The sequence below is a fragment of the Koromonas humicola genome (assembly GCF_059726255.1).
In genome coordinates, this window is the sequence record NZ_AP040873.1 from 3,237,841 (window position 1) to 3,255,614 (window position 17,774).

General features: G+C 56.3%; 22 protein-coding genes. 10 read left to right on the forward strand and 12 right to left on the reverse strand.

Annotation, left to right across the window (positions count from 1 at the left end; translation table 11 throughout):
• Positions 1 to 79 precede the first annotated feature (79 nt).
• A complete protein-coding gene (locus tag AC6IZD_RS14110) occupies positions 80 to 1,231 on the forward strand; it encodes an AI-2E family transporter (RefSeq protein WP_497783954.1) in 1,152 nt (383 codons plus the stop codon).
• A gap of 49 nt (positions 1,232 to 1,280) precedes the next feature.
• On the opposite strand, the gene AC6IZD_RS14115 is transcribed toward AC6IZD_RS14110, so the two are convergent.
• Positions 1,281 to 1,811, reverse strand: coding sequence for a CarD family transcriptional regulator (locus AC6IZD_RS14115; protein ID WP_497783955.1), 531 nt, complete (start codon positions 1,809 to 1,811; stop codon positions 1,281 to 1,283).
• A 175-nt stretch (positions 1,812 to 1,986) separates the two neighbouring features.
• Between AC6IZD_RS14115 and AC6IZD_RS14120 the strand changes: the two genes are divergently transcribed.
• The 6 genes from AC6IZD_RS14120 (at position 1,987) to AC6IZD_RS14145 (ending at position 6,571) form a co-directional block, all read left to right on the forward strand.
• Positions 1,987 to 2,478 carry a GreA/GreB family elongation factor gene (locus AC6IZD_RS14120; protein WP_497783956.1) on the forward strand — a complete coding sequence of 164 codons (492 nt, stop codon included), beginning with the start codon at positions 1,987 to 1,989 and terminating at the stop codon, positions 2,476 to 2,478.
• Entirely contained in the window at positions 2,475 to 3,116 is a 642-nt protein-coding gene (locus AC6IZD_RS14125) for a CDP-alcohol phosphatidyltransferase family protein (RefSeq protein ID WP_497783957.1), read from the forward strand. The genes AC6IZD_RS14120 and AC6IZD_RS14125 overlap by 4 nt, the downstream gene beginning before the upstream one ends.
• A 119-nt stretch (positions 3,117 to 3,235) precedes the next feature.
• Positions 3,236 to 4,174 (forward strand): isoaspartyl peptidase/L-asparaginase, encoded by a 939-nt coding sequence (locus tag AC6IZD_RS14130; protein WP_497783958.1) that lies wholly within the window; start codon positions 3,236 to 3,238, stop codon positions 4,172 to 4,174.
• Positions 4,161 to 4,709 (forward strand): hypothetical protein, encoded by a 549-nt coding sequence (locus AC6IZD_RS14135; RefSeq protein WP_497783959.1) that lies wholly within the window; start codon positions 4,161 to 4,163, stop codon positions 4,707 to 4,709. Before AC6IZD_RS14130 ends, AC6IZD_RS14135 begins: the two co-directional genes overlap by 14 nt.
• A gap of 236 nt (positions 4,710 to 4,945) precedes the next feature.
• On the forward strand, positions 4,946 to 5,767 hold the full coding sequence (locus AC6IZD_RS14140) for an SCO family protein (RefSeq protein ID WP_497787588.1): 822 nt from the start codon (positions 4,946 to 4,948) through the stop codon (positions 5,765 to 5,767).
• 99 nt (positions 5,768 to 5,866) lie between these two features.
• On the forward strand, positions 5,867 to 6,571 hold the full coding sequence (locus AC6IZD_RS14145) for a CPBP family intramembrane glutamic endopeptidase (protein ID WP_497783960.1): 705 nt from the start codon (positions 5,867 to 5,869) through the stop codon (positions 6,569 to 6,571).
• On the opposite strand, the gene AC6IZD_RS14150 is transcribed toward AC6IZD_RS14145, so the two are convergent.
• Entirely contained in the window at positions 6,568 to 6,747 is a 180-nt protein-coding gene (locus AC6IZD_RS14150) for a hypothetical protein (RefSeq protein ID WP_497783961.1), read from the reverse strand. The genes AC6IZD_RS14145 and AC6IZD_RS14150 overlap by 4 nt on opposite strands.
• A gap of 98 nt (positions 6,748 to 6,845) precedes the next feature.
• Here AC6IZD_RS14150 and AC6IZD_RS14155 point away from each other — a divergent pair, with 98 nt between their 5' ends.
• The 3 genes from AC6IZD_RS14155 (at position 6,846) to ahpD (ending at position 8,487) form a co-directional block, all read left to right on the forward strand.
• Positions 6,846 to 7,277 carry a Fur family transcriptional regulator gene (locus AC6IZD_RS14155; protein ID WP_497783962.1) on the forward strand — a complete coding sequence of 144 codons (432 nt, stop codon included), beginning with the start codon at positions 6,846 to 6,848 and terminating at the stop codon, positions 7,275 to 7,277.
• 55 nt (positions 7,278 to 7,332) lie between these two features.
• Positions 7,333 to 7,869: a peroxiredoxin gene (locus tag AC6IZD_RS14160; protein ID WP_497783963.1), complete on the forward strand. Its 537-nt coding sequence runs from the start codon at positions 7,333 to 7,335 to the stop codon at positions 7,867 to 7,869.
• Between the two features lie 81 nt (positions 7,870 to 7,950).
• Positions 7,951 to 8,487 carry an alkylhydroperoxidase, AhpD family gene (ahpD, locus tag AC6IZD_RS14165; RefSeq protein WP_497783964.1) on the forward strand — a complete coding sequence of 179 codons (537 nt, stop codon included), beginning with the start codon at positions 7,951 to 7,953 and terminating at the stop codon, positions 8,485 to 8,487.
• A gap of 547 nt (positions 8,488 to 9,034) precedes the next feature.
• Here the strand turns inward: ahpD and AC6IZD_RS14170 are convergent.
• The 10 genes from AC6IZD_RS14170 to AC6IZD_RS14215 all read right to left on the reverse strand — a co-directional run bounded on the left by AC6IZD_RS14170 (position 9,035) and on the right by AC6IZD_RS14215 (position 17,762).
• Positions 9,035 to 9,343, reverse strand: a complete 309-nt coding sequence (locus AC6IZD_RS14170; RefSeq protein ID WP_497783965.1) for a hypothetical protein — start codon at positions 9,341 to 9,343, stop codon at positions 9,035 to 9,037.
• Between the two features lie 182 nt (positions 9,344 to 9,525).
• On the reverse strand, positions 9,526 to 9,957 hold the full coding sequence (locus tag AC6IZD_RS14175) for a hypothetical protein (protein WP_497783966.1): 432 nt from the start codon (positions 9,955 to 9,957) through the stop codon (positions 9,526 to 9,528).
• Positions 9,958 to 10,099: 142 nt separating this feature from the next.
• Positions 10,100 to 11,557: a 2-oxoacid:acceptor oxidoreductase family protein gene (locus AC6IZD_RS14180; protein ID WP_497783967.1), complete on the reverse strand. Its 1,458-nt coding sequence runs from the start codon at positions 11,555 to 11,557 to the stop codon at positions 10,100 to 10,102.
• 9 nt (positions 11,558 to 11,566) lie between these two features.
• A complete protein-coding gene (locus AC6IZD_RS14185; RefSeq protein ID WP_497783968.1) occupies positions 11,567 to 12,619 on the reverse strand; it encodes a 3-methyl-2-oxobutanoate dehydrogenase subunit VorB in 1,053 nt (350 codons plus the stop codon).
• Complete coding sequence (locus tag AC6IZD_RS14190) at positions 12,603 to 12,860, reverse strand: 4Fe-4S dicluster domain-containing protein (RefSeq protein WP_497783969.1); 258 nt, start codon at positions 12,858 to 12,860, stop codon at positions 12,603 to 12,605. Before AC6IZD_RS14190 ends, AC6IZD_RS14185 begins: the two co-directional genes overlap by 17 nt.
• Before the next feature lie 3 nt (positions 12,861 to 12,863).
• Positions 12,864 to 14,186: an acetyl-CoA hydrolase/transferase family protein gene (locus AC6IZD_RS14195; RefSeq protein ID WP_497783970.1), complete on the reverse strand. Its 1,323-nt coding sequence runs from the start codon at positions 14,184 to 14,186 to the stop codon at positions 12,864 to 12,866.
• A 50-nt stretch (positions 14,187 to 14,236) separates the two neighbouring features.
• Positions 14,237 to 14,704 carry an RsbRD N-terminal domain-containing protein gene (locus AC6IZD_RS14200; RefSeq protein WP_497783971.1) on the reverse strand — a complete coding sequence of 156 codons (468 nt, stop codon included), beginning with the start codon at positions 14,702 to 14,704 and terminating at the stop codon, positions 14,237 to 14,239.
• Positions 14,705 to 14,989: 285 nt separating this feature from the next.
• A complete protein-coding gene (locus tag AC6IZD_RS14205) occupies positions 14,990 to 15,664 on the reverse strand; it encodes a glycine cleavage system protein H (protein WP_497783972.1) in 675 nt (224 codons plus the stop codon).
• Between the two features lie 425 nt (positions 15,665 to 16,089).
• A complete protein-coding gene (gene cmk / locus AC6IZD_RS14210; RefSeq protein ID WP_497783973.1) occupies positions 16,090 to 16,773 on the reverse strand; it encodes a (d)CMP kinase in 684 nt (227 codons plus the stop codon).
• A complete protein-coding gene (locus tag AC6IZD_RS14215; RefSeq protein ID WP_497783974.1) occupies positions 16,770 to 17,762 on the reverse strand; it encodes an AlkZ-related protein in 993 nt (330 codons plus the stop codon). The genes cmk and AC6IZD_RS14215 overlap by 4 nt, the downstream gene beginning before the upstream one ends.
• Between the last annotated feature and the right edge of the window lie 12 nt (positions 17,763 to 17,774).

Below are 17,774 nucleotides of genomic sequence, written 5' to 3' on the forward strand. Positions count from 1 at the left end.
TTGTGGGGCACAAGGCAAGTATAGTTCGAGTAGGTATGCTGGAAGCCATCCAGCATAAACAATGGCGGGAGAGGGACAAATGGAGCGCGTAAAGGGCGGGCTAACAGAGGAAACCACCGGAAAAATTGAGGAGTTGGTTCCGGCGCTCGAAACCTCCACAAAAATGTCCACGCTGACCGATGCCGAAAGACTTCGGCATGCCCGTATCCAGAGTACTTCGTTGGCGGTGTTGGCCGTAGGCGGCGTGCTGACCTTGATGTACCTGGCCAAAGTCGTCCTGATCCTCACGCTCTCGTCAATCCTGATTGCGTTTATGCTTGCCCCGATCGTGGAACTCTGCCAGAGAATGCACCTGCCACGTGCATTTGGGGCGTTGGTGGCAGTGCTGATCATGTGCGCGGCCCTGTATGGCACCTTTTACGTGACCTACAGCCAGGCAGACGACTTTATGTCGGAGCTACCGAAATACTCAGGGCGGATTCGCGGGGTGCTGAACCAGATAAGGCAGCGAGCAGAGCGCGTAAGGCAGACAACCCGGACGGTGATGCCTGACGAGAAGCCGGAAAAAGGAACGGTCAATGTAAGACAGACCCATAACTGGGTGGACGATCTTACCTCGGGCGCGGTCAACGTTTCCGAGATCGTACTGATGGCAGCCTTTGTGCCGTTTCTCGTGTTCTTCATGCTGAGTTGGCAGGACCACGTCCGATCATCGACAGTGATGCTTTTCAGTCTTGAAAACAGAAACACGGCTTATGTGACCTTGGGACTGATTTCCCAGATGATCCGCGGATTCATCGTAGGGAACGTCGTGATCGGCATCATCCTCGGCATCACGAGCACAATCGCGTTCTGGATCCTTGGAGTACCGTACTTTTACGTGATCGGAATCGTCAGCGGCATTGTGAGCCTCCTTCCCTACTTTGGGATTGTGCTGGCGATCTTTCCGCCGGTGGTCGTGAGTCTTAACTCGATGACTTTGCGGCACTTTATGGCTATCGCCGCCGTGGTTGGTATCAGTCACCTTGTCGCCCTGAATGTGCTCTACCCCAAAATCATTGGGCGGCGTTTGCAACTGAATCCTCTGGCTGTGACCTTGGCTTTGCTCTTCTGGGGCTGGCTATGGGGAGCGATGGGGTTGATCCTGGCTGTTCCGTTGACGGCAGCAGTAAAGATCATCTTCGATCACGTCGAAAACTTGCGTTCGTGGGGAGCCTGGCTAGGCGAGTAGAAACAAATTCGCGCAGCCCTCAGGCTGCGCTGCAGGACAAAGTGCGGCACTAGACTTCGATCGTCGCGGCCTCCGGCCAGCGGAGCTTGCACTTGCACAGTGCCTTTCGGAGTTCCTCTTCGACTTCCTCTTCTTCAAGACCGCGTGCCATTGCCATCTCACTGATGAGAAGGAAACGGGCGCGCTCAAGCATCTTCTTTTCCCTGAAGCTGAGCGGCTTCTGAGCTGCCAGAACCAGCAATCCTTTCAACACCATTGCTACTTCGAGCAGGGAGCCGGTTCGCATCTTGTCCGAATTTTCCTTAAAACGGTTCTTCCAATCGGAGCTGCTTTCGCATTTCCCGTCGGCCAGAAACTCGAGAATCTTCTGGGCTTCCGAGTTTTTTACCACTCGGCGGAGCCCTACAGCCTCGGCGTTTTGGAACGGGACCATGACCTTGAGACTACTGGAGCGAATGCGAAGCAGGTAAAAGCGCTCGACCGAATTACCGATCGTGCGGCTGGATATCTGCTCAATTACACCTACCCCGTGGTTTGGGTAGACTACCTTCTCGCCGACAGTAAATTGTGTTGTGCTCATGCAAGGACCCGGGGGTGCCGGGCAGGTTACCTTGGTCATTATACGTTGCGCATAGAGAGAGGGTCAATCGAGCAAATGCCTGCGCCCTGTCCTAGGCCGGATAAGGCGAGTTATAATTGGTGCTTGTACTCCCTCTCATGGGTAGTGAGCCGTATCCAAAGGGTTTTGATCGGAAATGTCTGAAAACGTAAAGAAGAAGCTCCAGGAAGAGATCGACGTACTGGAACATGAATTGAATCATGAACTTCCAGCCGAACTAAAGAGAGCCGTTGCGCTCGGTGATCTCTCCGAAAATGCCGAGTACCACATGGCAAAGCAGCGGCAGGAGTTCGTCCGTGCCCGCCTGGGAATGATGAAGAAGCGGATGGCGGAACTCTCCCTCATGAACCTGTCCAACATTCCCCGGGACAGGGCTGCGCTGGGATCAACCTTAGTGGTATTCGATTCCACGAAGGACGAAGAGATCGTCTACAAGCTGGTTACCAGTGAGGAAAGTGACGTCACCAAGGGAATGGTGTCGACGACATCGCCCATTGGCCGCGCACTGATGGGAAAGAAAGAGGGAGATGTGACCACGGTCGTCACCCCCGGCGGAACTCGTGAATTGGAAATCCTGAAGCTGACCACGATGCACGATGCCGAGAACGGATCGGGAATCCAAGCATGACCTGGACCAGCGCCGTTGGGAAGTACTGCGGAGTTGTGCTTTACAAGATAGTGGACGGGCTCGCGCTCGCCCGCATATCACCTAACGTTCTGACCTTTGTAGGACTGGTCATCAACGTAGCTGCGGCGCTGTTCTTCGGATTCGCCAGCTCAGACAATAACCAGCCGCGCCGTTTCGTATATGCAGGACTGGTGATCATCGGGGCAGGCATCTTTGATATGGTCGACGGACGCGTAGCGCGTGCGACCAACCAGGTAACCGTTTTTGGTGCATTTTTCGACTCCGTGATCGATCGCTACTCGGATGTGGCGATCTTCTTTGGTCTGCTGGTTTATTACGCTCGCGCGAACCGCTTCTTCTACGTGGTGCTGGTGGCGTTCGTGATGACCACCTCGGTCATGGTGAGCTACACGCGTGCCCGGGCAGAGTCGCTGATTCCAAAATGCAAGGTCGGTTTCATGGAGCGGCCGGAACGAATCGTGCTTGTGATAATTGGGGCGCTGACGAATCATATGGCTCCGGTCCTCTGGGTGCTGGCTGTGCTCTCGACGATCACGGTGATACACCGCATCCGGTACACGTACCAGCAGGCGACTCTTCGGCAAGCCGCCTCTAGCGTAACGGCTTCTGTGTCGTAAGAGGTTCAGTAATTCTGCGAATGGTCCGGCTTCGAGCCGGACTTTTCTTTGCCGTTCCGGTTGCGTAAGTCCGATTGGGACGGGTGGTATTCTGTAGCGTTCAAATTCCGAGGTGATTCTTGTCGTTGTCTCCCATCATTCTTGTACACGGTGGCGCATGGGCCATCCCCGACGAGGCCTGCCGGGCACACCAGGAGGGCGTAGAAAAGGCCGCTGCCGCCGGATGGAAAGCGTTGCAGCGTGGGGCTTCGTCGCTGGACGCGGTGGAAGAAGCCGTGGCAGTGCTGGAAGACAACGAAACATTTGACGCCGGACGAGGAGCCTTCCTGAATCGCGATGGGAAGGTCCAACTCGATGCGCTCATCATGGACGGTGCCAGCCTTAAGGCTGGTGGTGTCGGATGTGTCGAGCGTCTGCGCAACCCGGTGCGAGCGGCACGTGTGGTGCTGGAGAAGAGTCCGCACATCTACTTTGTTGCCGAGGGGGCGGAGCGCTTCGCCAGCGAAAACGGAATTCCGCTGATCGAAAACGAGGAGTTGGTGCTACCACGTGAGGTGGAACGCTGGAAGAATGCCGCCGAGCAGCGCTATTTGAGTGTGCCAGCGGAGTTCGCCGGGGGCATGGATTCGCATGATACGGTTGGGGCTGTCGCACTGGATGTCCACGGGAATATTGCTGCCGCGACCTCGACTGGCGGCACGCTGAATAAAGCTCCGGGACGAGTGGGTGACTCTTCACTCATCGGCTGCGGGTGCTACGCCGACAATGAAACCGCTGCTGCTTCAACGACCGGATGGGGCGAGCCAATGATGAAGCTGGTATTCGCCAAATGGGCCGCGGATCGCGTCACCACGGAGAGCGAGCCTGCGAAGGTTGCTCCCGAGGCAATCGAGTATCTGCATCGGCGGCTGAATGGACATGGCGGGATCATTCTGCTGGACCGCAAAGGACGGATCGGAATCGCACACAACACGCCGCGCATGGCTTGGGCCTGGCGCAGCGAGGCTGCGACTGAAAGCGGACTGCAATCGCCGCAAATGAGATATGAGAAAGTTTAGATCGACTCGCATCGCGCAGATCGTAAAACTAGCTGCCAGCATGATTGTGCTGGCGGCTTCGCTTTTTGCGGCGACTCCACATTGGACGGCGGCCACGTTTCGCGGATTGCAGCTGGGACGCGCAAAGCGAGGCGATGTGGTGCGAGTGATGGGGAATCCGGACGCGACGAACCACGACGCAAGAGGCGACGAACTGGTGTATCGCGGACGTGGCGACCACAAAGGCGACCTTTCGGTGCGGGTGGATCGGGCGGGCGTAGTCACTGAGATTCAAGAGGCGTTTCCGATCTCCATTCCGAGAACGCAGGTCTACAAAGAGCTTGGAAAAGATGCGGTAACTGCGCACTTCTCGCGAGCGAAGTGCGCGGGGGATGCGCTCTATCTTCATGCGCGTGGGCCAATCGAACTAACCCTTTTTCCGCAGCACGGAATAGTGCTCTGGCCCGATCAGTACGGGTATGATTTTGCGGCAATGCTGTATGTGGCGAAGCGACCAGGGCTGGCGCGAGTTCCAGTTTGTGTCATGAAGCACTAGGGCGGCTCGTTGGTGCAGATATGGGCGTTTGCTTTCCCACCTTAGCCGCGCAGAAACGCGCGTCGAAGGTGGGGCACCCGCGCTAGTTCCAGTTGTGTAATGAAACACCAGGAGTTCCAGTTTGTGTTGTGAAACACCGGTCAGTTCAAGTTTCTGAGCCGGTAATCATTTCTACAGCTACACTGTTCCCGGAGGATGCACCGTTGCGCGTAAGACTTCTTGTTTGTGTTCTGCTGATGTGCCTGGGCGGCTGCAAAAGCCACAAATCAGCGGGCCCGGAGCGGCGTTTTCCGATTGAGGGGCGAGTGGTGGCCGTTGATGCCAAAGCGCATACCCTGACGCTCAATCATCACGAAGTACCCGGGTATATGAAAGCCATGACGATGGGCTTTCGCGTGAAGGATGAATGGGTCTTCAATGTGGCGCACCCGGGTGACACGGTGCAGGCGACACTCGTGGTGGGCGACGACTCGTATCTCGAAAATGTGTCGATCACTCAAGGACGCGGGACAGCTGACACTTCAAGCACCTCTCCGATGCACCTTCCACAAAAGGGTGAGCCGGTTCCGGATTTCCAGTTCATCGATCAGCAGGGACGGAAGATTCACCTCGCGCAGTTCCGGGGAGAACCGCTACTGGTCACGTTCATTTATTCGCGCTGCCCTCTGCCGGATTACTGCATTCGCATGAGCAACAACTTCGCTGAAATTGCTGAGTCGCTGAAGAAGAATCCGCAGGCGTTTGCGAAGCTGCAGATGCTCTCGATCAGCATCGATCCTGAAGTCGACCAGCCGAAGGTTCTCGAGCAGTATGGAAAAAACTATGCCGCAAACATCGATCCGGAACTGAAGCATTGGACCTTTGCAACAGGCAAGCAGGAAGACATTCGGAAGGCCGCGCAGTATTTCGGACTGTCCTACGAGAACCAGAATGGCCAGATCATTCATGACCTTCGCACCACGCTGATCGATGCCGATGGAAAGATCGCAGACTTCTATGCGGGGAACCAATGGAAGGCTGGCGATGTTGCAACGGAGTTGGCGCAATTGCAAAGGTAGTTGCTGAACGCGCACGTACCAGAGTTTCTGCGCAGTTGGTTCGACGCTCCGCGGCCGCGGTACGACATCTTTCGATAGTTTAGCGGCATCAATCCACCAATGAGCATTGGGGTGGGACAGGCTACACGGAGGGCCGCGGAACTGGTATCGGGAGATAGGTTTGGAGTTGCGCTGCGGCTGCTGTTTCCCATCGCGCTGATGGAAATAGCACTCTGGGCTCCACTGCGTTTTGGACTGCTCTTCGGAGTCGGAGCACTCACCTACATCACATGGCAACTCTGGAGGGCGGCGAGCAATAGCCGCACACTCGGGCTGGATTGGCGAGGACTTGTGCGGGAATCATGGCTGCTCGGTGCAACCTTCGCGCTGGCGTTGCTGATACTGGCGACAGCATTCTTCACAGGATCGCTGCATCCGTTGTGGGGACTGGAACACCCGTGGTACGCGATGGCAGCCTATGCCATCTGGGCATTCATACAGGAGTTCATGCTGCAATGCTTCTGTGTGCGGATGCTGAGGGCGTTGGTGTCGCGAGTGACCTCGCTGCTGCTGTCGGGAGTGGTGTTCTCGGTTGCGCACTTGCCGAACATTAGTTTGACGCTGGTGACGTTCTTCGCCGGGGTGGCGTTCACGTTTATTTATCTGCGCAAGCGAAACCTCTATGTGGTCGCGGTGATACATGCAGTGCTCGGGTTGACATTGGCCGTGAGTGCGCCCGACCATTGGTTTCATGGGTTGCGAGTGGGCCGAGACTTCCTCGAAGGTCACTCGGCCATTGCAGCTCAAATCGCTCCCAATCGTTAATCACGGTCTGACTCCTCCAACAAATTCTGAAGTGGCTTCTTGTGCTTCGTTGCGCGCGACTGCTGTTTCGTTTTTGCGTCGGGAATCGCGCGCGTGGTCTTGGGCGTGCCAACGGTTTCTCGTGCGGCATCTTTTACGGCCTTCACCTTGCTGAAGACCTGTTTCTTCGGTGTCATTTGGAACCTTTCTGGAGAATTTTTCTAAAACGATAATTATTCTTAAACAATAGCTACTCTCATCTGCTATGATCCTGGACATGGGAAATCCCCCCGAAGTGAATTTCAAGGAAATCTGCCGCGAAAAGCAATTAGCGGTCACGCATCAGCGTCTGGTACTGCACCGGGCACTGATGCAGATGACGGACCATCCGAGTCCGGAACAGATTTTCGATCGTGTACGAACTGAACTTCCTTCCATTTCGCTTGCAACTGTTTACAAGACGCTGCACACGTTTCTGGAGGCGGGGATTATCCAGCAAGTGAGCCCGCATCATGGTTCGCTTCGGGTTGAGCCAAACGCACAACGGCATCATCACTTCATTTGTCTTGAGTGTCATAGCATCACGGACCTTGTTCATACGCAAATCGACGAGGCTCCGCTGATGGACTCGGTTCCACATGGTTTCCAGGTCGAGAAGATCTCGATGGAAATCCGCGGCTTATGCAGACACTGTGCGGAGAATAACAAATCCGCTCCGCAAGCCTGACACGTAAGCCGATTCCAAAACAAACATTTTCAAACGATAAAGGAGATCCCTGCTTATGCTAGGAGTTGGAGAAAAGTTCCCTAATTATTCGCTTAACGCAGTCGTCAGCACGGAAAAGGGCAAGGAATTCAGCACGATTACCGACGAAAGCTATGTCGGCATGTGGAAGGTTTACTTCTTCTGGCCCAAGGATTTTACTTTCGTATGTCCTACTGAAATCGCCGGATTTGGCAAGCACGACAAGGAGTTCAAGGATCGCGAAGCGCAGTTGCTGGGCGGCTCGATCGACTCGGAATTTGTACACCTCGCGTGGCGCAAGAATCACGAGGATCTGAAGAACCTGCCCTTCCCGATGCTGTCGGACCTGAAGCGCGACCTGACCTCGCAGCTCGGCATTCTCGATCCGGAAGCCGGTGTTGCACAGCGTGCGGCCTACATCGTGGATCCGAACGGCATCATCCGCTTTGTGTATGTCACCGATCTGTCTGTGGGACGCGAACCGAAGGAAGTGTTGCGCGTGCTGGATGCGCTGCAGACCGACGAGCTCTGCCCCTGCGGTTGGCAGAAGGGTGAAGAAGTTCTGCACGTCTAAGACACGGTCGAATTGCGGTGGGCGCGGCCACGGTCGCGCCCATTCCTATCTGAAGTCATTCATAAGAACCGGAGAGATTGCTTGATTACGCAAGAAGCTGAACTGATCGAAACGTTACTGGAAAGCCTGCCTGATTACGCCAAGGACCTGCGCCTGAACTGGTCTTCGCTGGTGAACGCCTCGGAACTGAACGAAAACCAGAAGTGGGGATCGTTTGTGGCCGCAGCGGTCGCGGCGCGAAACCCGAAGCTGCTGGCGGCGGTGGAAGCGGAAGCCGCATCTCATGTCTCACCCGAGACGATCACGGCCGCAAAGGGCGCTGCGGCGATCATGGGCATGAACAACATTTACTACCGCTTCCAACACCTGAGCGACAACGAAAAGTATGCGACGATGCCCGCGCGGTTGCGGATGAACATCATGCGCACTCACGGAGCGGATCATGCGGATTTCGAGTTGTGGTCCCTGGTGGTGTCGGCCATCAATGGATGCGGCAAGTGCGTTAGTTCGCATGAGAAGGTTCTGCTCGACAAAGGCATTTCCGAGGAACTGATTCTAGCGGCGGTGCGGATTGCATCGGTCGTGCATGGAACGGCGGCGCTGGACGCGCTGATCTAAATTCCCACCCGGTGTTGCTGCGAAGGTTCTACTCTCCCAGGTTAACGTCCAAAAGCAGGACGTGAACCTGGGGCACCCGCCGCTTGATCCCGCTACTCTGTAAATGTTGCTTTTCAGGGCAATATTTACGCCGGGAGCGCAGGCGTCCCGATCGTATCGAAAAGAAAAGCAAAGACTTCCATCGGCGTTTTTTGGCACGCGAACTGCCTGCACAGCAATGTGTCTGGTTAGTCCAATGGCCGGTGGAAAGCAATGGGGAGCGCAACTGATTGCGTTGTGATTGAAGTTAGCGGAGTCGAATCGATGATCTATGGACCGCTATTGGGGTGTTTCCTCGCCATGAAGAAACGAGGTCTTGAAGCAACTGCCGATACTTTTTTCGAACTGGCATGTGCACCGCCGTGCTGGACGCCGCCCAAAGAGCGCAGACTTCTCTCCAGACGGAAGCCGAAGCGTCCTTGCATGAGTTCGAGTTAGTTGTCGCAAACAGGGCAAGCCACGCTCATCCCAAGAAAGGACTCGGTCCTGCGCAGGCGTTTCGCACTAACTATTCCTGTTCAGCAGCGTCGGGAATTGGGTCGGCATAGACGGTCAACCATCGGTTCGGCCCTAGCTTGTCGGTCTTTACATACCACCTGTAGCTAGTTTCAGACGAATCCAGAAGCCACACGCCGCCAGCGTGTCGAAGCTCAGGGTGGAAGCGGGCGATGAGCCTAGCGACGTGATGCCGCGTTGCGCTTTTTGCGGATTCGCCGTGCAGAATCTCTTCTCGCGTACTCAAGTCTTTGCCGCGAAGATCTCCCTCAACAAAGGTGAGTTTCACTCGCATAAGGGCTTTGGCCGTTTCGTTGTACACAATGCGATTTGTCTCAGCAAACTCGGACAGGTGCCCCAGAGTTATCTATCCGCCGATCGATTCCAGAGTGTGGGCAGTTGCTGGAGTGAGGGACACCGCCCTGCCGTCAGATGCTGCTCATTCGACGCAAACCCAGAGCTGGAACAAAACCAACTCTGGGGCGCCCGCCCGCGATTACTCATTCACTCAATGAAGTTATCTTCGACCCATCGATTCGCGACAACAATCGCGTAGATGCCGCTCCAGTTTCTCTGCCATTGCCAGCCCTTCTTTGTCCCCGGAGCATTCGCCTCAATGTATGCGGTTGCTGCATCCGCTGACAACATCTGATTGCAGTTAGGACAGCGTGGCTTAGCACCCCTCTTGAATCTCCCGCCGCAACTGCAAGGTAGGAGGTATCGTTCCAGGTTTGAACACATTTCTTGTTGGCCTGGGCAATCGGGTAGCAGAGGCATTCGCTTGTCCCAAGCTGAGAGTACGGCAGTCGTGCCGCAGTGATCGCAATAGCCGTACACGCAATCGCCAAAACCGCAGTGCAGCAACCAGTACCCGAACTCTTGATTACAGCGATCGCAGGTTCCTATGCTGAGTTCGCGTTCTGTACCTGTTTCCATAAGTTTACGAATGATAACAGGGCAAGTCGTGAACAATCCCGACGCGGAAATGGTACTTCAGCGGATGTTTTTCGACTCCACCTCGTTCGACACTCCATGCATAACCCTGCGGGGTGGCAGGGTTATGCTGTGAGTCACGTGATTACTCGCCACATCCATCCGGACCGGCTACAGCTCCGACCAGGACTTCGGTGTCGAGGTAGTTCTTGCCTGCTTCCAGCGCGCTTTCATTCATCTCGGACAGTTTCGGATTCTTCACAAGCTCACTGAGTACCTTTTGGGCTGTGGCAAATGGCAGGCAATCAGTGGATTCAAGGAAGGCTCCGAGCATGACCATGTTGGCGACCTTGGGAGAACCGATCTGGTCGGCCATTTCATTGGCTGGGATGCAGGTGACGTTTACGCCTTCGAACTTCAGGTCTTCGGGAAGCGCATGCCCGTTGTAGAGCAGGACTCCGCCCGGCTTTACCTGCGGTCCGAACTTGCGCAGTGAAGGCTCGTTCATCGCAACCAGGACTTCAGGATGCGTGATTACGGGCGTTCCGATGCGCTGGTGCGAAAGCGTTACGTGGCAGTGAGCGCTGCCAGAGCGCATTTCGGGACCGTAGCTCGGGAGCCAGCTTACTTCCATCTGCTCGCGCATGCCCATTTCGGCGATTAACTGACCGAGAAGCAGAACGCCCTGGCCGCCGAATCCTGCGACCTTCACGGACGTGGGACGGGTGTGCTGGCGATGCGATTTGCGTTCAGCTTCTGTCGCGGACTTGCCCCTTGTGCCGAAAAGTTCAGCCACGGATTTCTGCGGCACAGGAACGGGGACGAACTCCGGCTTGCGGTCGCGGAAAACTCCGAGCGGGAACTGTTTCATGAGCACTTCGGAGACCCAGTGACGCGCTGCCGTGGGCTCCATTTTGAGGATCGTCGGACAGGGCGAGAGGATCTCGACCATGCTGAATCCTGCTCCCTGCTTTTGCAGGTCGAGGGCTTTCTTGATGGCCTTGCGAGTCTGCAGGACGTGCTTCGCATCGGTGATGGCGACGCGCTCGATGTAAGCAGGTGCTTCGAGTGTCGAGAGCAATTCGGCCATCTTAATTGGGAAACCGTCGTTGTTTGGGCGACGTCCCCACGGAGTGGTCGTGCTGGTTTGGCCGATCAGCGTGGTCGGAGCCATTTGGCCGCCGGTCATGCCATAGATGGAGTTATTCATGAAGATGACGGTGATGTTTTCACCACGGTTTGCGGCATGAACAATTTCGGCCGTACCGATGGCGGCAAGGTCGCCGTCTCCCTGATAACTGATGACCATCGACTCGGGATTCGAGCGCTTGACGGCCGTAGCGACGGCGGGCGCGCGACCATGCGCGGCCTGCACGTTTCCGGTATCGAAGTAATAGTAGGCAAACACTGAGCAGCCCACCGGACTGACAATAATGGTCCGATCCTGTGTGCCCAATTCTTCGATGGCTTCGGCTATGAGTTTGTGAGCTACGCCGTGACCGCAGCCAGGACAATAGTGCGTCTGGTGCTGGTTTTCATCCTTGCGCTCGTAGCTTTCGAAGAACACCGGCGACTTGGACTGCGAAACTTTGTATTCACTCATCGCGGCCCCCTATACCAACACTTCCGTGTGCGTGAACAACTCCGTTAGACACTCTTCTGCCGACGGAATATGGCCACCCACTCGACCGAGGAACTCTACTGGTTTGCTTCCATTGAGTGCGAGCTTAACGTCTTCGACCATTTGTCCGGTCGATAGCTCGACAACCATGACGTTACGGGCAGATTTCGCCGTCTCCTGCAATGCTTTGGACGGGAAAGGCCACAACGTGATGGGACGGAATGCTCCGGCCTTGATTCCCTGCTGGCGAGCAAGATCGACAGCGGAACGCAGCACACGCGATACGATTCCGTAACCAACGAGAAGCACCTCTGCATCTTCGGCGCGGTAGGTTTCCCAGCGGCACTCGTCACGCTCGCAGACTTTGTACTTCTCTTCGAGGTGGCGGATGTGCGCTTCCATCTGGTCGGGCGTGAGATGGATGGAAGAGACAAGACCGCTGCGAGTTTCTGCCGTGCCCTTCACGGCCCAAGGCTTTTCAGGAGGAACCGCCTCTGTTATTTCGAGATCGAGTGGCTCCATCATCTGCCCAATGCAGCCATCGGCCAACACTACGGCGGGATTGCGGTACTTGTCTGCCAGATCAAAGGCAAGCATGGTGAGCGATGCCATTTCCTGCACGCTCGAGGGAGCAAGCACGATGTTGCGATAGCATCCGTGGCCGCCGCCCTTGGTCATGGCAAAGTAGTCGCTCTGCTCGGGAGCAATGCTGCCGAGGCCCGGACCTGCACGCATGACATCGACGATGACGCATGGAAGTTCGGCGCCAGCGAGGTAGCTCATGCCTTCCTGCATCAGGCTGATTCCAGGACCGCTGGAACCTGTCATGACGCGCTGGCCTGCGGCTGCCGCGCCGTAAACCATGTTGATGGCCGAGACTTCGCTCTCAGCTTGTAAGAAAGTCCCTCCCACTTGCGGGATTAAGAGTGCTGCGTACTCGGCAATTTCGCTTGCCGGAGTGATGGGGTAGCCGTAATAAGACCGGCAGCCCGCCATGATTGCTGCCTTCACTACTGCCACGTTTCCCTTACACAGTTGCCGCATGGCGTACCTCGCTGTGTTGCATCACGAGCTTGTAAACGGTGATTGCGCCGGGTTCTGGGCAAACGAAGTAGCAGATCCCACAACCCGTGCATTGATCAGCCTTCACCTGCGCTGGATGCACCCCGTAATGGTTCAACTCCTTGCTCAACTCAAGGCACTTCGGAGGACAGGCTTCGGCGCAAACGCCGCAGCCTTTGCACTCCTCCTGGTTCACCACGACTTTCCCTTTTGCTTCGGGCATCGTTCACCTCGCCGTTTGGGCAAGCGCTCGCGGCCCCCAACCCATTTCCCGCACCTGATCTGCAAGCTCGGCGCGGAACTTGGGGTGAGCAATCTCGATGAGCGCTTCGGCACGCTGTCGCACGTTCTTGCCGTGCAGCTCAGCTATGCCATATTCAGTCACAACATAGTGCACATCGGCTCGCGTAGTGACCACGCCTGCTCCATCATGAATGCGTGGCACAATGCGCGAGATTGCGCCGCCTTTTGCCGTTGAGGCAAGTGCAATGATCGGCTTGCCTCCGCGGCTGCGCGCGGCACCTCGCATGAAATCCAGTTGGCCTCCGAACCCGCTGATAAAGCGGCTGCCAATGGAATCTGCTACGACCTGTCCGGTGACATCGACCTCGATGGCAGAGTTGATGGCGACGACGTTCTCATTTTGCGAAATGATGAACGGATCGTTGCAATAACTGCTGGGCTCGAAGTCGAAGATCGGATTGTCGTCCACGTACTCGTACCACTCACGAGTACCGAGGGCGAATCCCAAGGTGATCTTGTTGGGGTTGATCTGCTTTCGGGCACCGGTAATCACGCCATTGTCAATCAGCGGAATGGCGCTCTCGGTGAGGGTTTCGGTGTGCACGCCGAGATCGCGGCGGTCACGCAGGTAAGGCAGGATCGCATTGGGAATTCCGCCAATGCCGACCTGAATGCAGGCTCCGTCGTCGATCAACGAAGCGACGTTGCGGGCGATCAGCCTGTGTTCGTCGGTAGGTGGCTCGGGGATGATCTCCGGCAGTTCCTGTGAGACTTCGACAATGGCATCGAACTCACTCACGTGCATCGCCGTGTTGCCGAAAGTTCGCGGCATGCGGTCGTTGACCTGCGCAATGCGAATTCGCGCGCAACGCGAAGCATTCAAGGTGGTCTCGACCGCGACGCCCAAGCTGCAATATCCATGACGGTCAGGGGGCGAAACGTGCACAAGAGCTACATCAACATCGATACGATGCTCAGTAAAGAGGCCCTCGACCTCGCTCAAATGTATGGGGATGTAGTCGGCGCGGCCATCCTGCACAGTCGTGCGCATGTTGGCCCCGATGAACAAAGCATTATGACGGAAGCTCCCGGCAAACTCCGGCCGATTATAAGAAGGATCGCCAAATCCGAGGAGGTGGATCACCTCGACGTTGCGAACCTGGCTCGCACGGCGAGACAACGCCTCGAGCAATACAAGCGGAAAACCCGAATTTGCATGTACGTAAACGCGCATGTCGCTCTCAATTGCGCGTACGGCTTCTGCGGCCGTGGTTAATTTATTGTTGTAGTCGGCTTGCCATGCCATACCTGAAAACTTCCTCACGAATGCCGTTCCCCTTACAAATGAATGGCCGGCTAATCGCCGGCCTTAATGCCCGCCTCATTGTCGAGCGTAATCCGCTCGTGGCCACGTACGGCGAAATACATGGCCCTGTCAAAAAACTGATCAACCATCTGGATCAGCTCAAGTTCGCCAAAAATCTGAGCCGTCGTCTGGAGATCTTCGTTCTCTTTAATGTATTCCCAGAGATTTTCCTTCACGAGCACCATGCACCATAGGAGCTGACTGACGGGAATGCCCTGTTCGGCCCGACGCATTCCTACCATTTGGTAGCGGCGCTCGATGTCTTTCTCAGTCCTGGTTGATAGCCACTCGCTGAGGTGGGAGTAAACGCCTCCAACCAGCATTTCGAATTCAGCCGGGGAGACACACTTGTATCCTTCACAACGCTCGGAGCTGGCGATCTTGCCTTCGAGCCTTCTGACGAGAGCCTCTGAATGCGTCTCGATGAGCCGCATGAGCCTGTGAGCTAGCATCGTCATAACTGCCTCCACGCTACTTCTAAATCTGGCCCGACGTCTCGAATCCGACCCTCTTGAGCACTCCAGGGGACCGTATAGTCTGGTCGTTTCTTGACGGCTCAGCCGTGACTCGAATCACTTTCCAGAGTGACTAGAGTCACGAGACAAAATCCCCGATTTATGTGGCACTTACGTTGATTTCGCATATGTCTTCTGGTCACTGAAGACAATAAAAATCCCCGGAGGATGTTGTCCCCCGGGGTGAGTTGCTCGTGAGGCTTTAGGGCCTCACTGCCGTCTTTCTGGTCAGGCCAGGAAGAACTCTTTGGTGATCTCGACGTACTTGTCGGCCGGAAGCTCTTTGGACAGTTCGTTGTGCGCCACACCGCCGTCCTGCGCCAGAGCCAGGTTGCCGTGGCTGGTCGGGATGTACTTTGCAAGCTTCTTCGCGCTGTCATCCATCAGGCTGCGAGCCATATTGCCGCTGAGCAGGTTGCGGAAGTTCGTCTTAGCATCCGGTGCCTGAACAGTCATCAACCAGCCGTTGCCATAAGGATCGGCGGTCAGCGTGTCAGGGTGACGGACCACTTCGTCGTTGACGTCGCTCACGGTTCCTTCGATCGGGGAAACCATCTCGACCAGTTCGCCGTTGACTCGGAAGCTCCAAACCTTCTGTCCCTGACGGATCCACTGACCACGCTGCGGCAGGGTGACGTCCTCAGCCTTTCCGATAAGCTTGGCGGCGAAGTCGTCGATGCCGGCGCGAACCAGATTGGGGCTCTCGCCAAGTGCCCATGCATGTCCCTGGTGGAAGCGGAGGTGCTCGGGAACTTCGAAACCGGCGATGATGGGCTGCGGCCTGCGATCGCCCGCTTCGGCGCGAGGCGCGGTCTGAAGGACGTATTCCGGAGCTTTCTTGCCGATGACGCGCTCGATGACCAGGAACGTTACGAAGAGTGCCAGAACCAGAATGACTGTCATTTTCTTATCCCTCCGCCCTTGTGGGCTCTCGTTTGAGTTTTCGCGGCTCCCGACTCTTCAGTGGACTCGTCCGCGTTACGCCCCTAGTAAATGCAGTCTGATGGCCAATCTGAGCAAACCGGAGGTAAGTGTATGGATTTGCTTGGCTTAGGTCGCTTACGCCGAATGCGGAGAGGAATTGCTCTCCCTTAGTTCTGTTGCAAATCGCAACACGAAAAAGCGTTGACACTGGTTTCGGATGCGGAACTGAGCTCGAAGAATCAATAACTTAGGATGGGGTGGAAAGGGACCGATTGATTTCACTACAACTGTTGTGGTTTGCAACGGTCGTGGAGGTTATCCACAGGATGCGAGTGCAGACGCAGGCAAAGAAAAACCCAGAGCTGGAGAAACGCCAACTCTGGGCTGCTTTCCGGGTGATGTGACTACTTTAGTCTTTCGGCCACGATCTGTTCGACACGCTCGATGACCTGCTCGATATTGAGTGAGCTGGAATCGACAATGACGGCGTCCACGGCAGGCTTAAGAGGAGCGGTCGCTCGGGTGGAGTCGCGGCGGTCACGCTCACGGAGGTCCTGACGCAGCTTCTCAGCCTTCGCCGGATCGTCTTGCGCGTTGGCTTGCGTTACCCGACGGCGTTCGCGAACGCTGGGGTCGGCTTCGAGGTAGATCTTTACTTCAGCTTTCGGAAACACGACGGTCCCAATGTCACGGCCTTCCATGATGACTCCGCCGTTGGCTCCCATGTCGCGCTGGCGGGCAACCATCCACTCACGAACCTCGGGGTGGGTGGAGAGGCGGGAAGCAGCATCGGTCACATCGCGCTCGCGGATGCGGGTGGAGACATCACGGCCATCGAGCAGCACACGATTACCCTCCGGCGTGGGCTGCAGCTCGATGGTGGAGCGATTGGCCAAGGCGAGCAAGGCGGCTCCGTCGCCAACCGAAACGCCTTCTTCGATCGACTTTAAGGCCAGGGCGCGGTACATGGCACCCGATTCGAGATTTACATATCCGAGGGACTTGGCAAGCCGGGAAGCAATGGTGCTTTTGCCTGCTCCGGCTGGGCCATCAATCGCGATTACGAGCTTTGATTTCTCTTCGTTCATTCTTCTTTTGAATCCGGGGGATTGGGGATTTCGGTGGTACGCCTTTCCGGCTTGGGCGAGGACTTTGCGGCCGTAGGCTGTACGTTTCTGCGAATAGGGCGACGCGCGATGGGCTGGCCCGGGCGTACAAGGGGCCGCGGAGCTGGCGCAGTCGGCTTTGGCGGCGGGATGTGCAACATGGAGCGGCTTCCGACGTGAGTGAACTGAAACTCTCGCGCTGCCAAGAGGGCGTTGACAGCCTCGCGCACACGGCCACGTCCGATGAAATGGCTGAAGAACTCCTCTACTTCCGTCTGTTCTGCCGCGACGACGCACTCAATGTACTTGGAGACCAATGCTGTGAGCGCCTCTGCAATGGACATATTCATGCCCTCGCGGACTTCGTCGGGACACCAGCGCAGCAACACGTCCCAATACGCACCTTGCTCGGCGCGATAATCCACACGGGTGATGCGCAGCTTCATGGAGAGTTCGCTGAGAGCGCGATCAATGGCAGCCTCGGAAAGCTCGCCACCAAGGATTTCGCGCATGCGATTCTTCGTGATTGGGCCTTCCTTTTGAATAACCTGAAACACATGAGCCGCGAGAGGCGAATATTCCGAACGCGTGCCGGTCTTAATGGGTGCGCGCGGGTTGCGGTCGCCTACAAGACCGTAGAAATAAGGGAATACCGAGGCGGAGACCAGAAAATCCGTGTCTCCGAACAACGGCGCTTCGAAGGCATGTTTCTGGCGCAGGGTGCGCACCATGACTTCGGTGGCGTCCTTGGCCCGAGGATCGGCAAAGGCATGCTGCCATGTCGGAAGGCTTTCGTTTGTGCCGGCCCAGGCTCCGATGAAGGTTGGTACCAGCACGGACGGACGCAGCGGATACATCAGGCAAAAGCCGACGCTTTCAACAAATTCGCGCGCGTCGTCCTGCGTCCGGATCGGTTGGCCATTCGTGCGCCACTTGGCGTCGCGTAACTCGCGCAATTCCTGCTCTATCATTCCTACCTACTG

Excerpts from the sequence above, each read along its gene's own strand:
- AC6IZD_RS14125 (WP_497783957.1), top strand. The coding sequence starts at position 2,475 with ATGACCTGGACCAGCGCCGTTGGGAAGTACTGCGGAGTTGTGCTTTAC.
- AC6IZD_RS14150 (WP_497783961.1), bottom strand. The coding sequence starts at position 6,747 with ATGACACCGAAGAAACAGGTCTTCAGCAAGGTGAAGGCCGTAAAAGAT.
- AC6IZD_RS14200 (WP_497783971.1), bottom strand. The coding sequence starts at position 14,704 with ATGACGATGCTAGCTCACAGGCTCATGCGGCTCATCGAGACGCATTCA.
- cmk (WP_497783973.1), bottom strand. The coding sequence starts at position 16,773 with ATGAACGAAGAGAAATCAAAGCTCGTAATCGCGATTGATGGCCCAGCC.
- AC6IZD_RS14185 (WP_497783968.1), bottom strand. The coding sequence starts at position 12,619 with ATGCGGCAACTGTGTAAGGGAAACGTGGCAGTAGTGAAGGCAGCAATC.
- AC6IZD_RS14110 (WP_497783954.1), top strand. The coding sequence starts at position 80 with ATGGAGCGCGTAAAGGGCGGGCTAACAGAGGAAACCACCGGAAAAATT.
- AC6IZD_RS14120 (WP_497783956.1), top strand. The coding sequence starts at position 1,987 with ATGTCTGAAAACGTAAAGAAGAAGCTCCAGGAAGAGATCGACGTACTG.
- AC6IZD_RS14215 (WP_497783974.1), bottom strand. The coding sequence starts at position 17,762 with ATGATAGAGCAGGAATTGCGCGAGTTACGCGACGCCAAGTGGCGCACG.
- AC6IZD_RS14190 (WP_497783969.1), bottom strand. The coding sequence starts at position 12,860 with ATGCCCGAAGCAAAAGGGAAAGTCGTGGTGAACCAGGAGGAGTGCAAA.
- AC6IZD_RS14140 (WP_497787588.1), top strand. The coding sequence starts at position 4,946 with ATGTGCCTGGGCGGCTGCAAAAGCCACAAATCAGCGGGCCCGGAGCGG.
- AC6IZD_RS14195 (WP_497783970.1), bottom strand. The coding sequence starts at position 14,186 with ATGGCATGGCAAGCCGACTACAACAATAAATTAACCACGGCCGCAGAA.
- AC6IZD_RS14145 (WP_497783960.1), top strand. The coding sequence starts at position 5,867 with ATGAGCATTGGGGTGGGACAGGCTACACGGAGGGCCGCGGAACTGGTA.
- AC6IZD_RS14115 (WP_497783955.1), bottom strand. The coding sequence starts at position 1,811 with ATGAGCACAACACAATTTACTGTCGGCGAGAAGGTAGTCTACCCAAAC.
- AC6IZD_RS14180 (WP_497783967.1), bottom strand. The coding sequence starts at position 11,557 with ATGAGTGAATACAAAGTTTCGCAGTCCAAGTCGCCGGTGTTCTTCGAA.
- AC6IZD_RS14135 (WP_497783959.1), top strand. The coding sequence starts at position 4,161 with ATGAGAAAGTTTAGATCGACTCGCATCGCGCAGATCGTAAAACTAGCT.
- AC6IZD_RS14175 (WP_497783966.1), bottom strand. The coding sequence starts at position 9,957 with ATGGAAACAGGTACAGAACGCGAACTCAGCATAGGAACCTGCGATCGC.
- AC6IZD_RS14205 (WP_497783972.1), bottom strand. The coding sequence starts at position 15,664 with ATGACAGTCATTCTGGTTCTGGCACTCTTCGTAACGTTCCTGGTCATC.
- AC6IZD_RS14160 (WP_497783963.1), top strand. The coding sequence starts at position 7,333 with ATGCTAGGAGTTGGAGAAAAGTTCCCTAATTATTCGCTTAACGCAGTC.